The organism is Bacteroides sp. RTP21281st1_H5_RTP21281_210402, assembly GCF_040918965.1.
Classification (GTDB): domain Bacteria; phylum Bacteroidota; class Bacteroidia; order Bacteroidales; family Bacteroidaceae; genus Bacteroides; species Bacteroides congonensis.
On sequence record NZ_JBCOWR010000005.1, the window covers coordinates 345895 to 360253 of the forward strand.

The 14359-nt window shown below is 47.1% G+C and carries 15 protein-coding genes; 12 read left to right on the forward strand and 3 right to left on the reverse strand.

Annotated features, from left to right (window positions below; all coding sequences use genetic code 11):
• The first annotated feature begins 71 nt into the window (after positions 1–71).
• The 7 genes from hisA (at position 72) to AB5443_RS10355 (ending at position 6212) form a co-directional block, all read left to right on the forward strand.
• Entirely contained in the window at positions 72–791 is a 720-nt protein-coding gene (gene hisA / locus AB5443_RS10325) for a 1-(5-phosphoribosyl)-5-[(5-phosphoribosylamino)methylideneamino]imidazole-4-carboxamide isomerase (RefSeq protein WP_277135339.1), read from the forward strand.
• A 73-nt stretch (positions 792–864) separates the two neighbouring features.
• Positions 865–1620 (forward strand): imidazole glycerol phosphate synthase subunit HisF, encoded by a 756-nt coding sequence (hisF, locus tag AB5443_RS10330; protein ID WP_022138591.1) that lies wholly within the window; start codon positions 865–867, stop codon positions 1618–1620.
• Positions 1621–1641: 21 nt separating this feature from the next.
• Positions 1642–2253, forward strand: a complete 612-nt coding sequence (gene hisIE / locus AB5443_RS10335; RefSeq protein WP_022138590.1) for a bifunctional phosphoribosyl-AMP cyclohydrolase/phosphoribosyl-ATP diphosphatase HisIE — start codon at positions 1642–1644, stop codon at positions 2251–2253.
• A gap of 37 nt (positions 2254–2290) precedes the next feature.
• Complete coding sequence (locus AB5443_RS10340; protein ID WP_277135338.1) at positions 2291–3019, forward strand: cell division ATP-binding protein FtsE; 729 nt, start codon at positions 2291–2293, stop codon at positions 3017–3019.
• 13 nt (positions 3020–3032) lie between these two features.
• Positions 3033–4352: an aspartate kinase gene (locus AB5443_RS10345; RefSeq protein ID WP_044653154.1), complete on the forward strand. Its 1320-nt coding sequence runs from the start codon at positions 3033–3035 to the stop codon at positions 4350–4352.
• Positions 4353–4430: 78 nt separating this feature from the next.
• A complete protein-coding gene (lysA, locus tag AB5443_RS10350; protein WP_022138587.1) occupies positions 4431–5591 on the forward strand; it encodes a diaminopimelate decarboxylase in 1161 nt (386 codons plus the stop codon).
• A gap of 141 nt (positions 5592–5732) precedes the next feature.
• Positions 5733–6212, forward strand: coding sequence for a ferritin (locus AB5443_RS10355; RefSeq protein WP_022138586.1), 480 nt, complete (start codon positions 5733–5735; stop codon positions 6210–6212).
• A gap of 34 nt (positions 6213–6246) precedes the next feature.
• Here the strand turns inward: AB5443_RS10355 and AB5443_RS10360 are convergent, their stop codons facing one another.
• Positions 6247–6678 carry a DUF2721 domain-containing protein gene (locus AB5443_RS10360; protein WP_022138585.1) on the reverse strand — a complete coding sequence of 144 codons (432 nt, stop codon included), beginning with the start codon at positions 6676–6678 and terminating at the stop codon, positions 6247–6249.
• 187 nt (positions 6679–6865) lie between these two features.
• Positions 6866–8059, reverse strand: a complete 1194-nt coding sequence (gene kbl, locus AB5443_RS10365) for a glycine C-acetyltransferase (RefSeq protein ID WP_277135337.1) — start codon at positions 8057–8059, stop codon at positions 6866–6868.
• A 135-nt stretch (positions 8060–8194) separates the two neighbouring features.
• Between kbl and AB5443_RS10370 the strand changes: the two genes are divergently transcribed.
• The 5 genes from AB5443_RS10370 (at position 8195) to AB5443_RS10390 (ending at position 13434) form a co-directional block, all read left to right on the forward strand.
• Positions 8195–9148, forward strand: a complete 954-nt coding sequence (locus AB5443_RS10370; RefSeq protein WP_277135336.1) for an NAD-dependent epimerase/dehydratase family protein — start codon at positions 8195–8197, stop codon at positions 9146–9148.
• Entirely contained in the window at positions 9148–9996 is an 849-nt protein-coding gene (locus tag AB5443_RS10375) for a DUF4348 domain-containing protein (protein ID WP_277135335.1), read from the forward strand. The genes AB5443_RS10370 and AB5443_RS10375 overlap by 1 nt, the downstream gene beginning before the upstream one ends.
• A 19-nt stretch (positions 9997–10015) precedes the next feature.
• Positions 10016–11008: a UDP-N-acetylmuramate dehydrogenase gene (gene murB / locus AB5443_RS10380; protein ID WP_277135342.1), complete on the forward strand. Its 993-nt coding sequence runs from the start codon at positions 10016–10018 to the stop codon at positions 11006–11008.
• A 6-nt stretch (positions 11009–11014) separates the two neighbouring features.
• Positions 11015–11773 carry an MBL fold metallo-hydrolase gene (locus AB5443_RS10385; RefSeq protein ID WP_277135334.1) on the forward strand — a complete coding sequence of 253 codons (759 nt, stop codon included), beginning with the start codon at positions 11015–11017 and terminating at the stop codon, positions 11771–11773.
• Between the two features lie 83 nt (positions 11774–11856).
• Positions 11857–13434: a DUF3352 domain-containing protein gene (locus tag AB5443_RS10390; RefSeq protein WP_368113980.1), complete on the forward strand. Its 1578-nt coding sequence runs from the start codon at positions 11857–11859 to the stop codon at positions 13432–13434.
• Between the two features lie 537 nt (positions 13435–13971).
• Here the strand turns inward: AB5443_RS10390 and AB5443_RS10395 are convergent.
• Entirely contained in the window at positions 13972–14346 is a 375-nt protein-coding gene (locus AB5443_RS10395) for a DUF3127 domain-containing protein (RefSeq protein WP_044653421.1), read from the reverse strand.
• Positions 14347–14359: the final 13 nt, after the last annotated feature.

Consider the following 14359-nt stretch of genomic DNA (forward strand, 5'->3'; position numbering starts at 1 on the left):
AAACTTTTCCGGCGGATGAAACGGTGCTGACAAGCGAAAGAATTGTATAACCAAATATCTTGAAATACCAAATGATAGAAATTATTCCGGCCATCGATATTATTGACGGAAAGTGCGTACGCCTTTCCCAGGGAGACTACGATAGTAAGAAGGTATACAACGAGAATCCGGTAGAAGTTGCCAAGGAGTTCGAAGCGAACGGCGTTCGCAGACTTCATGTGGTCGACTTGGATGGTGCTGCTTCTCACCATGTAGTCAACTATCGTGTGTTGGAACAAATTGCTACACATACTTCGCTCGTGATAGACTTCGGTGGTGGAGTAAAAAGCGACGAAGACTTAAAGATAGCCTTTGAAAGCGGCGCGCAGATGGTGACAGGCGGCAGCATTGCTGTGAAAGACCCCGCACTGTTTACTCATTGGCTGGAAATATACGGCAGTGAAAAGATAATTCTGGGAGCAGACGTCAAAGACCATAAGATAGCCGTCAATGGCTGGAAAGACGAGAGTGCCTGTGAACTATTCCCCTTCCTCGAAGACTATATGACGAAAGGAATACGGAAAGTAATCTGCACGGACATTAGTTGTGACGGAATGTTGAGCGGCCCTTCCATTGATTTATATAAGGAAATGCTTGCCAAATTTCCCGACCTCTATCTGATGGCCAGTGGCGGAGTGAGCAAGATAGATGATATTATCGCCCTGGACGAAGCCGGTATCCCCGGAGTCATCTTTGGCAAAGCGTTGTACGAAGGACATATCACATTGAAAGATTTACGAATCTTTCTGTAAGCCGTCAACCATACAACGGCATCCCCGTTCAAAGCACAAGTTTAAATTGTCAAATAGTAAATAAAATAGGATTGTGTTAGCAAAAAGAATTATCCCTTGTCTTGACATTAAAGACGGACAAACCGTAAAAGGAACGAACTTCGTTAATTTGCGCCAGGCCGGTGACCCGGTAGAGCTGGGGCGGGCTTATAGTGAACAAGGAGCAGATGAACTTGTTTTCCTCGATATAACTGCAAGCCACGAAGGACGCAAGACCTTTACCGAACTGGTCAAGCGGATTGCGGCAAATATCAACATCCCATTTACCGTAGGTGGCGGAATCAACGAATTGAGCGATGTAGACCGTTTGCTGAATGCCGGAGCAGATAAGATTTCAATCAACTCTTCCGCTATCCGTAATCCGCAACTGATTGATGAAATCGCCAAGAATTTCGGTTCCCAAGTCTGCGTGCTGGCAGTAGATGCCAAGCAAACAGACCACGGATGGAAATGCTACCTCAACGGTGGTCGCATCGAAACCGATAAAGAACTGATGTCATGGACAAGAGAAGCCCAGGAACGTGGTGCAGGTGAAATCCTGTTCACGAGCATGAATCATGATGGCGTAAAGACCGGCTATGCGAACGAAGCCCTTGCTTCACTCGCTGACCAGCTCTCTATTCCAGTCATCGCTTCTGGCGGAGCAGGTTGTAAAGAACACTTCCGCGACGTGTTTTTGCAAGGAAAGGCAGATGCGGCGTTGGCAGCCAGCGTTTTTCATTTCGGAGAAATCAAAATTCCCGATTTAAAATCGTATCTTTGCGGCGAAGGTATTGTAATGCGTAAATAGTAAATTAAGATATTAGATAAAATGGAATTGGATTTCGATAAAATGAACGGACTTGTTCCGGCTATCATACAGGACGACGAAACACGTAAAGTCCTGATGTTGGGCTTCATGAATAAGGAAGCATATGATAAAACGGTAGAAACGGGAAAAGTGACTTTCTTCAGCCGCACCAAGAACCGTTTGTGGACGAAAGGTGAGGAGAGTGGTAACTTCCTTCACGTAGTTTCTATCAAAGCCGATTGCGATAATGATACATTATTGATACAAGTGAATCCGGTAGGGCCGGTATGTCACACAGGTACAGACACTTGCTGGGGCGAGAAGAACGAAGAACCGGTCATGTTCCTGAAAGCATTGCAGGACTTCATCGACAAACGTCACGAAGAAATGCCCGAAGGCTCCTACACAACCAGTCTGTTTAAATCCGGTGTCAATAAAATGGCGCAGAAAGTAGGCGAAGAAGCGGTAGAGACAGTCATCGAAGCAACCAACGGAACAGACGACCGCCTGATTTACGAAGGAGCCGACCTGATTTACCACATGATTGTATTACTCACTTCAAAAGGCTATCGCATCGAAGACCTTGCACGCGAATTGCAGGAAAGACATAGCAGTACATGGAAGAGACATTGATTCAATTAGAAATTAAAGATTAAAAATAAAAGTCAGCATGGGCGACGAGGCGTTGATACAATATAAGAACGTAGAAATCCACCAACAGGAACTCTGTGTGCTGAATGATGTCAATCTTGAACTGCACAAAGGCGAGTTCGTCTACCTGATAGGAAAAGTAGGCTCCGGCAAAACGAGCCTGCTCAAAACTTTCTATGGCGAACTGGACGTAATGGACGGTGAAGCAGAAGTACTGGGCTATAATATGCGTTCCATCAAACGCAAGCATATCCCTCAACTGCGCCGGAAACTAGGCATTGTGTTTCAAGATTTCCAGTTGCTGACAGACCGCACCGTTTACAATAACCTCGAGTTCGTGCTCCGCGCCACAGGCTGGAAAAACAAACAAGAGATAAAGGAGCGTATTGAAGAAGTGCTCGACCTGGTAGGAATGTCCAACAAAGGCTATAAACTGCCCAACGAACTTTCCGGCGGCGAACAGCAACGCATTGTGATTGCACGTGCCGTACTCAACTCCCCGGCTATCATCCTGGCGGATGAACCGACCGGAAACCTGGACGTAGAAACAGGAAAATCCATTGTAGAGTTGCTGCACAATATCTGTGAATCCGGCTCATCCGTAGTGATGACGACCCACAACCTGCAATTGCTGAAAGACTACCCCGGCAGAGTATACCGTTGCGCCGACCATCAGATTGTAGATGTCACCGACGAATACATGCCCCGTCAGAGAACAATAGAAATAGATTTAAATATAGATAACTAAAACAGTAACGAAAATGAAAGTTTTAAAGTTTGGAGGAACTTCCGTAGGTTCTGCTCAACGCATGAAGGAAGTAGCCAAATTGATTACCGATGGTGAACAGAAGATTGTTGTCCTTTCAGCTATGTCAGGTACGACAAACACATTGGTGGAAATTTCGGACTATCTGTATAAGAAGAATCCGGAGGGTGCCAACGAGATTATCAATAAGCTGGAATCTAAATATAAACAGCACGTTGATGAACTTTTCGCAACCCAGGAATATAAACAGAAAGGTCTTGAAGTCATCAAGTCTCACTTCGACTACATCCGTTCCTACACGAAAGACCTTTTCACTCTGTTCGAAGAGAAAGTGGTTCTGGCACAGGGCGAGCTCATTTCTACGGCTATGGTAAACTTCTACCTGCAGGAATGTGGTGCGAAGTCCGTATTGCTTCCGGCTTTGGAATTCATGCGTACTGACAAGAACGCAGAGCCGGATCCTGTATATATTAAGGAGAAGTTGCAAGCACAGCTCGACCTCTATCCGGATATGGACATCTACATCACACAAGGTTTCATCTGCCGCAACGCTTACGGTGAGATAGACAACCTGCAACGTGGTGGCAGCGATTACACCGCTTCCCTGATCGGAGCAGCCGTAAACGCTTCCGAAATCCAGATTTGGACAGATATCGATGGTATGCACAACAACGACCCGCGTGTTGTCGACAAGACAGCTCCGGTTCGTCAGCTTCACTTTGAAGAAGCAGCCGAGCTGGCTTACTTTGGCGCAAAGATCCTGCACCCGACTTGTATCCAGCCTGCCAAATACGCCAACATCCCCGTACGCCTGTTGAACACCATGGATCCGGAAGCTCCCGGCACATTGATTTCCAACGATACGGAAAAAGGCAAAATCAAAGCAGTAGCCGCCAAAGAAAACATTACAGCTATCAAAATCAAATCCAGCCGTATGTTACTGGCTCATGGTTTCCTGCGTAAGGTATTCGAAATCTTCGAAAGCTACCAGACTTCCATCGACATGATTTGTACGTCAGAAGTAGGTGTATCCGTTACGATAGACAACACCAAGCATCTGAACGAAATCCTTGATGACCTGAAGAAATACGGAACAGTGACCATTGACAAAGATATGTGTATTATCTGCGTTGTAGGCGACCTGGAGTGGGAAAACGTCGGTTTCGAAGCAAAAGCGCTCGATGCGATGCGCGACATACCGGTGCGAATGATTTCTTTCGGTGGAAGCAACTACAACATCTCCTTCCTCATCAGGGAATGTGACAAGAAGACAGCATTACAGTCGCTGAGCGACATGCTTTTCAACAACAAATAATTCCACAAATAACACGAGCGCTTTTACCAACCTGATAAAAGCGCTCTTTTTTAACTAACTAAACAAGTTTTTCGAATTATGAAAGGAATATTTCCAATCGATAAGTTCCGCACTTTGCAGACCCCTTTCTATTACTACGATACCAAGGTGCTGCGTGATACATTGTCGGCTATCAACCACGAGGTTGCCAAATATCCTAATTATTCAGTGCATTACGCTGTCAAGGCCAATGCCAACCCGAAAGTACTGACCATCATCCGCGAGAGTGGAATGGGAGCCGACTGCGTGAGCGGCGGAGAAATCCGTGCGGCTATCCGTGCCGGATTCCCTGCAAACAAAGTTGTTTTCGCCGGAGTAGGCAAAGCCGACTGGGAAATCAACCTCGGCCTGGAGTATGGCATCTTCTGCTTCAATGTAGAATCCATCCCCGAACTGGAAGTCATCAACGAACTGGCTGCCGCACAAAACAAGATAGCCAACGTCGCCTTCCGTATCAACCCCGATGTAGGTGCGCATACTCATGCCAACATCACCACCGGACTGGCTGAAAACAAATTCGGCATCAGCATGCAGGATATGGACAAAGTGATTGACGTAGCTCTCGAAATGAAGAATATCAAGTTCATCGGACTCCACTTCCATATCGGTTCGCAGATTCTCGATATGGGTGACTTTGTCGCCCTCTGCAACCGTGTCAACGAACTACAGGATAAACTGGAAGCCCGACGGATTTTAGTGGAACATATCAATGTGGGCGGTGGGCTCGGCATTGATTACGGACACCCCAACCGTCAGCCCATCCCGAACTTCAAAGAGTACTTCTCCACCTACGCCGGACAACTGAAACTGCGTCCCTACCAGACGCTGCATTTTGAATTAGGACGCGCAGTCGTTGGCCAGTGTGGTACATTGATATCCAAAGTACTGTATGTGAAACAAGGAGCGAAGAAGAAATTCGCCATCCTCGATGCCGGTATGACCGACCTGATCCGCCCCGCCCTCTACCAGGCCTACCATAAAATGGAAAATATTACATCCGAAGAACCGGTAGAAGCTTATGATGTAGTAGGCCCTATCTGCGAATCGTCCGATGTTTTCGGAAAGGCGATAGACCTGAACAAAGTGAAGCGTGGCGACCTGATAGCCCTTCGTTCAGCAGGTGCATACGGTGAAATCATGGCATCCGGCTACAACTGCCGTGAACTGCCGAAAGGCTATACTTCCGATGATTTGGTGTAATTAAAAAATGAGTAGCCACGTCCAAAGTGTGAATGTAATTTAAAAATGCAGAGGACGTGGAACAATTCTTACTGAAATCTTGTTATTTTTGTAATGAGTTCAAAAAGAAACTACATTAACAACTTAATAATAAATACGATTATGATTTCAGAAAAATTACAAAAAGCAATCAATGAACAGATTACAGCCGAAATGTGGTCTGCTAATCTGTATCTGGCAATGTCTTTCTACTTTGAGAAAGAAGGTTTCAGTGGATTTGCGCATTGGATGAAGAAACAATCCCACGAAGAACTGGAACATGCTTACGCTATGGCCGATTATATCATCAAACGTGGTGGAACCGCAACTGTTGACAAAATAGACGTTGTGCCTAACGGTTGGGGAACTCCGTTGGAAGTGTTTGAACACGTTTACAAACATGAATGCCATGTATCTGCCCTGGTAGATAAATTGGTTGACGTAGCTGCTGCTGAAAAAGATAAGGCAACTCAGGATTTCCTATGGGGATTCGTTCGCGAGCAGGTAGAAGAAGAAGCTACTGCGCAAGGAATTGTTGATAAAATCAAGAAAGCTGGTGACACCGGAATTTTCTTTGTTGACTCACAACTGGGACAACGTTGATGATAGATTGAGAATATCTTAAAGATATATATAATCAGAGCTGTCGGGAAGTGTTTTCTGACAGCTTTTTTTGTCTTTTCTCCATCGCTCCCAAGTAAATCTCCAGTGAGCGGGTGGAAATCTGTATTTCCCGGAAAGATACGCCGAGAGAAGCGATAAGCAGAAGCAAAGCCACCCCGAACACATAAGCGGAGAGCAGTTGCAATCCGATATAAATAAAGAACATGCTGACCACACAGAGGAACAGGCTTGCAATTCCCAACCCTTGCATGGTGCGGGTGAGATTCAACCGTTTCCGTAAGTTTTCGATTTGCGCTACGGTGATATCCGTAGGATTCTCCATATAGCGGTCACGCAGTTGGCGTACGAGCTGTGCATACGATAAAAAACGATTGGTGTAAGCCAGTAAAATCAGAGAAACTGCCGAGAAAAGCAGGGCAGGAGTAGTGAGAGTCAGTTCTTCCATTTTCTTATAGTCAAATAGCGGTCTAAAATCTGTTTTATAAAAAGAATTTCAGGCACGGATTACACAGATTTCACGGATTATATGTTTTAGAATGATTCTTGTCATAAAAAGACCATGCATGAGAACCGTGAAATCCGTGTAATCCGTGCCTGGAAAGTATATCCCGCAAGGAAACCTTGCTCCGGCGCTACGCCGGTTTAAGTACGCCAAGCTCTTTACCTACTTTGATAAAGGCGGCTATACACTTGTCGAGATGTTCCTTCTCGTGTCCTGCGGAAATCTGTACACGGATACGAGCCTGGTCTTTGGGAACTACCGGATAATAGAATCCCGTCACATAAATACCCTCTTCCTGCATACGTGCAGCATAAATCTGCGACAACTTTGCGTCATACAGCATCACGGCACAGATAGCGCTTTGGGTCGGCTTGATGTCAAATCCGGCAGCCGTCATCTTGTCACGGAAATAATTTACATTCTCCACGAGCTTGTCATGCAGCGCATTGCTCTCCTTCAGCATCTTGAATACCTCAAGACTTGCACCGATAATGCCCGGTGCCAATGAATTAGAGAACAAATACGGGCGGCTACGTTGACGCAGCAAATCAATAATCTCCTTACGTCCCGTAGTAAATCCACCCAGCGCACCGCCGAAAGCCTTGCCCAGCGTACCGGTATAAATATCCACACGTCCGTGCGTCTTATATAATTCGCTTACTCCATGCCCCGTAGCACCCACCACGCCGGCAGAGTGAGACTCGTCTACCATAACCAGCGCGTCATACTTCTCGGCGAGGTCGCAAATCTGATCCATCGGAGCCACGTTGCCATCCATAGAGAACACACCGTCGGTAACGACAATGCGGAAACGTTGCGCCTGCGCTTCTTGCAGACATCTTTCCAAATCCTTCATGTCGGCATTGGCATACCGATAACGTTTCGCCTTGCACAGACGGACACCGTCAATAATAGAAGCATGATTCAGAGAATCCGAGATGATAGCGTCCTCGTCAGTGAAAAGCGGTTCGAATACACCGCCGTTCGCGTCGAAACAGGCAGCATACAAGATTGTATCTTCTGTCTGAAAATAATCAGAGATAGCAGCTTCCAGTTCCTTGTGTATATCTTGTGTTCCGCAGATGAAGCGAACGGACGACATACCGTATCCGCGTCGGTTCATCATTTCCTGTGACGCCTTAATCAGTCGTGGGTGATTGGACAGTCCCAGATAGTTGTTAGCGCAGAAGTTCAGCACTTCCTTGCCTTTAACAGTGATGGCAGCTTGCTGCGCACTTTCGATCAGTCGTTCTTCTTTGTAAAGCCCGGCTTCCTTGATTTCAGCCAATGTCTGGCTGAGGAATTCTTTCATTTTACCGTACATAGTGTTTGAGTAATTAAGTTCGATTACAAAGGACACAATTTTTCTTGGAATAACCATATCTTTTTGATTAAAATCTGAAAAAAAAGTGCTTACTTTGTGCGCTATTTAGCTTACTAACTTAAGTACGAAGAAAAAATGAAACACATTTTGATTATTGGAGCCACCGGACAGATAGGCTCCGAACTAACGATGGAGCTACGTAAACGTTACGGAAATGCAAATGTAGTAGCTGGTTACATCCCGGGTGCAGAACCTAAAGGAGAGTTGAAAGAATCCGGGCCGTCAGCTATTGCGGACGTGACGGATGCAGAAGCGATTGCTTCTGTGGTAAAGGAGTATCAGATTGATACGATTTATAATCTTGCCGCCCTGCTTTCGGTTGTGGCGGAGTCGAAGCCCAAACTGGCATGGAAAATCGGCATCGACGGATTATGGAATGTACTGGAAGTGGCGCGCGAACAAGGCTGCGCGGTATTCACCCCCAGTTCTATCGGTTCTTTCGGCGCGACTACGCCGCATACACAAACACCGCAGGATACTATCCAGCGTCCTCGTACCATGTATGGAGTCACAAAAGTAACCACAGAGTTGCTGAGTGACTACTATTTTAACAAATACGGTGTCGATACCCGTGCTGTCCGTTTCCCGGGCATTATCTCGAACGTGACACCTCCGGGTGGCGGAACCACCGACTATGCTGTCGACATTTATTATTCGGCAGTGAAAGGAGAAAAATTCGTGTGCCCCATCAAACAAGGCACCCTGATGGATATGATGTATATGCCGGACGCGCTGAACGCAGCCATTACGCTGATGGAAGCCGACCCGGCCAAACTGATACACCGCAATGCTTTCAATATCGCCTCTATGAGTTTCGACCCGGAGACGATTTATCAGGAAATCAAGAAGCATATGCCGCAGTTCGAGATGGTTTATGACGTAGACCCCTTGAAGCAGCGCATAGCCGACAGTTGGCCTGATAGCCTGGACGATACCTGTGCCCGCCAGGAGTGGGGGTGGAAGCCGGCCTACAATTTGGAAAGCATGACGGTGGATATGCTTGAAAAGTTAAGAGAGAAATTGAAATAATGAAAAAACTAATTGCAGGGGTCATATTGCTCTGCATGTTGGGCTCTTGTGGTAACAAGAAAACCAAGATTGACCCCTTCGCATCTATTACCCAAGAAGTGGATTCAATCCGCCAACAGGCGGATTCTATCCATGGAGATGAATTGCCGGAAGAGCCGCAGCCTATACAGGCTGACGAATCTTTCGACGATTTCATCTACAATTTTGCTTCCGATGATGCTTTGCAGCGTCAACGTGTGAAATTTCCTTTGCCCTACTACAAAGGAGATGAAAAGTCGAATATCGACGAAAAGTACTGGAAGCATGACGACTTGTTTACCAAGCAGCATTATTATACGCTCCTGTTTGATAAAGAAGAAGACATGGATTTGGTAGGAGACACCTCACTCACATCCGTACAGGTAGAATGGATATTCGTCAAGACCCGGATGATGAAGCGGTATTATTTTGAGCGTATCAAAGGGGCATGGATACTGGAAGCAATCAATCTGCGCCCTATCGGGAAGAGTGACAACGAGAATTTTGTAGAGTTCTTCGGTCGTTTTGCCACTGATAGCGTTTTTCAAAGTCAGCGCGTGCGTGAGCCATTGGCTTTTGTCACCAGTGACCCGGACGATGACTTCTCCATCCTGGAGACAAGTCTCGACCTCAACCAGTGGTTTGCCTTCAAACCTGAACTTCCTTCCGAACGCCTTTCCAATATTAACTACGGACAACGGAATGACGACAATTCCACAACAAAAATCCTGGCATTGAAAGGCATTGGCAACGGTTTCTCCAACATTCTTTATTTCTGCCGGAAAGCCGGAGAATGGGAACTGTGTAAGTTTGAAGATACAAGTATATAACCCTAAAACAGTATAGATGATGTACTCTCTTTTGTCTTACAATACATTCGGCATTGATGTCAGTGCCGCCCGTTTTTTAGAATATGCTTCAGTAGAAGAACTGCAACAACTGATTGCGCAAGGTGCCGTTACGACACCTTTTTTGCATATAGGCGGCGGCAGTAACCTTCTGTTTACCAAAGACTATGACGGGTTGATACTTCATTCGCGCATCGAAGGAATCGAAGTGACGGAAGAAGATGCGTGCTCTGTATCCGTGCGGGTAGGCGCAGGCGTTGTATGGGATGACTTTGTGGCATACTGCGTGGAACGCGGATGGTACGGAGCCGAAAATCTCTCCCTGATTCCCGGTGAAGTGGGAGCGAGTGCCGTACAGAACATCGGAGCCTATGGCGTCGAAGTGAAAGACATCATAACCGCCGTGGAGACAGTGAACATTCAGGGCGAAAAACGTGTTTACTCCGTAGAAGAATGTGAATATGCCTATCGCGATAGCCTCTTTAAACGTCCGGAGAATAAGTCGGTCTTTGTCACCCACGTATGTTTCCGGCTTAGCAAAGAAGCGCATTACACACTGGACTACGGAACCATCCGCCAGGAACTTGACAAATACCCTGAACTGACGTTGCCGGTAGTCCGGAAAGTAATCATTGATATCCGCGAAAGCAAGTTGCCCGACCCGAAGGTCATGGGAAATGCCGGCAGCTTCTTTATGAACCCCATCGTCCCTAAAGAAAAACTGGCAGACCTGCAACGGGAATATCCCCGGATACCCTATTACGAACTGGCTGACGGACGGGTGAAAATCCCTGCGGGATGGATGATAGACCAGTGTGGCTGGAAAGGAAAATCCCTGGGGCCTGCGGCTGTGCACGATAAACAAGCCCTTGTGCTGGTCAACAAAGGCGGGGCGAAGGGGAGTGATATAATAGCACTTTCGGACGCGGTACGGGCTTCGGTTCGCGAGAAGTTCGGCATAGACATTCATCCTGAAGTAAATTTTGTAGGATAACGAGAAATGAAAGTAAGAATCATAGGAAGCGGAACATCGACGGGAGTGCCCCAAATCGGCTGCACATGCGCAGTCTGTACTTCTGTCGACCCGAAAGATAACCGCCTGCGTGCATCCGCCATCGTGGAAACGGACGACGCGCGGATACTGATAGACTGCGGCCCCGATTTCCGGGAACAAGTATTGCATCTCCCTTACGAGCGGATAGACGGCGTGCTCATAACGCATGAACACTACGACCACGTCGGCGGGCTGGACGATTTGCGCCCTTTCTGCCGTTTCGGTTCCGTGCCCATCTATGCCGAGGAATATGTGGCGAAAGCATTGCGCCTGCGCATGCCCTACTGTTTCGTAGACCATCGTTACCCCGGCGTGCCCGACATCCCTTTGCAGGAAATTGAACCGGGGCAGCGCTTTTCCATTAACCATACGGAAATACTTCCCCTGCGTGTGATGCACGGCCGGCTGCCGATTCTGGGTTACCGCATCGGACAACTCGGCTATATCACCGACATGCTGACCATGCCCGAAGAATCTTTTGAACAATTAGCGGGAATAGATGTTTTGATAGTGAATGCACTTCGGATTGCCCCGCATCCTACCCACCAGAATTTGGAAGAGGCGTTGGCAGTGGCGCGGCGTATTCAGGCAAAGGAAACTTACTTCATACATATGAGCCATGATATGGGCTTGCATGCCGAGGTTGAACGGAAACTACCGGACAATATTCACCTGGCATTTGACGGAATGGAAATCCATCTCTGATTGTCGGTGAAATTTTTAGCAAAAGTTTTGTTTCCTTTGTAGAAATTATTATTTTTGCACCTAACCGATAAACAGCGGATATTATGAAACTTCGTACGATAGTGAAAATAGCGGTCACTTCTTCTGTTGTACTTTTGTGCGCAGGTTTCGCCTTATACTCTTTTTTCCGGTTGTCGGCCGCCGAAGGACAGAAGGATTTCAACCTTTACGAGTTAGTTCCGACCACCGCTTCCGCGGTATTTGCCACCGATGACGTGCTCGGATTTGTCACCGAAATAGACGGCCTGACTTGTAGCAAGAATCAGCAATATCTGCATGTATTCAAACTTTTTTCTTATCTGAAGCAGACCCTCTATGCGCTTTCGGAAGACAGTCCGCACGGGTTAAGCCGGCAAATGAACCAAATGCTGATTAGCTTCCACGAGCCGGATAATGAACGCAATCAGGTACTTTATTGTCGGTTGGGCGCAGGAGACAGGGAGTTAATCGACAGATTTGTGCAGAAATATATCTCATCGCTCTACCCGCCGAAAAGCTTCGACTATAAAGGAGAGGAAATAATGATTTACCCCATGTCCGACGGTGATTTCCTCGCCTGCTACCTGACACCCGATTTCATGGCATTGAGTTTCCAGAAGAAACTGGTGGAAGACGTCATTGATGCCTATAAGAAAGGGGATTCACTGGCGGATGATTCTACTTTCACCGAAGTGCGCGCGCCGAAGAAAAGTACGGCTGCCGCCACCATCTATACCCGTGTGAACGGAATGATTGGATGGACGGAGTTCGATATGAAGATGAAAGACGACTTTGTCTATTTCACAGGAATCAGCCACGACGCAGATACCTGCTTCACCTTTATCAACCTGCTCCGCCAACAAGAATCCGTGCAGGGATTTCCCGGCGAAGTGCTGCCCTCTACCGCATTCTATTTCAGTAAGCAAAGCATAACCGACTGGAACTCCTTGCTCTCTTACAGCGATTTGCAAGGGTACGCAACCGCAGGACGCACTGCTGAAATGCAAAACAGGGACAGGGAGTTATCGCATTATCTGATGGAGAATACCGGGCACGATTTGGTTGCCTGCCTGTTTCAGCGGGAAGATACCTTGCAAGAAGATGCGGCAGCAGTGTTGAGCTTGTCCGTACTGGACGTGACGGAAGCTGAACGGATGCTGCGCTCGTTGGTCAATACCGCTCCTGCCGAAGAAGGGGTTAGAAAGCCCCGTATAACTTTTTGTTATACCGCCAATAAGGCTTACCCTGTCTATCGGCTCCCTCAAACAACGTTGTTTACGCAACTAACCAGTTTTGTGGAACCGGCATCCCATATGTATGCCGCTTTCTATGGCGGGCGTCTGCTGCTCGCTCCCGATGAAGACAGTCTGTCCCGTTACATCCGCCAGTTGGACAAAGGCGAAGTGCTCGATGGAGCAATCGCCTATCGGGCAGGAATGGATAGTATGTCCGATTCTTATCATTTTATGTTGATGGCGGACTTCGACCATCTGTTCCATCAAGCGGAAAAACAAGTCCGTTTCGTGCCGGATTTCTTCTTGCGCAACTCCGAATTTTTTCGCAATTTTATACTTTTTGCCCAGTTCACCTATGCTGATGGAGTAGTTTATCCTAACATCGTTTTGCGGTATAAAACGGAGTAAAGCCCTGCTTGGAAATCTCATTTGAAAACCTGTTTTTCTATGTGGGAAAAAGAGCTTCCGAATAAGATTTTCCGGATTTGAGCAGTGGAAAATCCTATGGAAAACCTACGGGAAAATAACAGAAAACCTACCCGAAAACCTAGTTGGAAAATATCGCCCTTTTTTCGAAAACTAAAACTTCTGAAACGCCTTCTGGCAGGGCGTAAAAACCGAACCATAACCGAACCATAACCCAAGAGAAGAGAATAGAAGAGAATAGAATATAAAAAATAGAAATAGAAAGAAAGAGAAAAAGCTGTTGCTGTTGCCGGTGAAATTTTGAGGAAGGGAGAATTGCCCTGGCTGATGTTGCTTCGTTTCTTCCGTAACCCGTGGGAGAATTTTCCCCGCCCCGCAGCAGACTGTTGCTCATCCCCGGAATGAAGTGTGTTCAGCCCACGGCGGAATCTTTACAAAGTGCGGGCATAAAAAAACTCCCGGCAAGAACATTCTCACCGGGAGTTTTTTATCTGTATCGTCAAGCGGAATACTTTCGGCTTAGAACGGCAGGTCGTCTTTAGCGTCGCCCGGAGTGAAATCCGGAGTAGCCGACGGAGCCGGTGGAGGAACGGGAGCACCCGGAGCCATCGGAGCACCTGCGCCGACACGCTCAACTTTCCATGCACGGATACTGTTGAACCAGCGGTCTTGCCACTGGCGGGCGTCAACGTCGAATGATACGGTCAGTTCTTCGCCCATCTGAATGTTAAACTGTTCGATTTTGTCCGCGCCGAATACGTCGAAACACATTTTGCGCGGGTATTGGTCGTGGTTTTCGATAACGAACTCTTGTGATTTCCACTCATTGCCGCTAGTCTTTGAAACTCCACCTCTCGGAGGGAGTATAGCGATGATTTTTCCTGTAAATTCCATTGCGATTAATTTA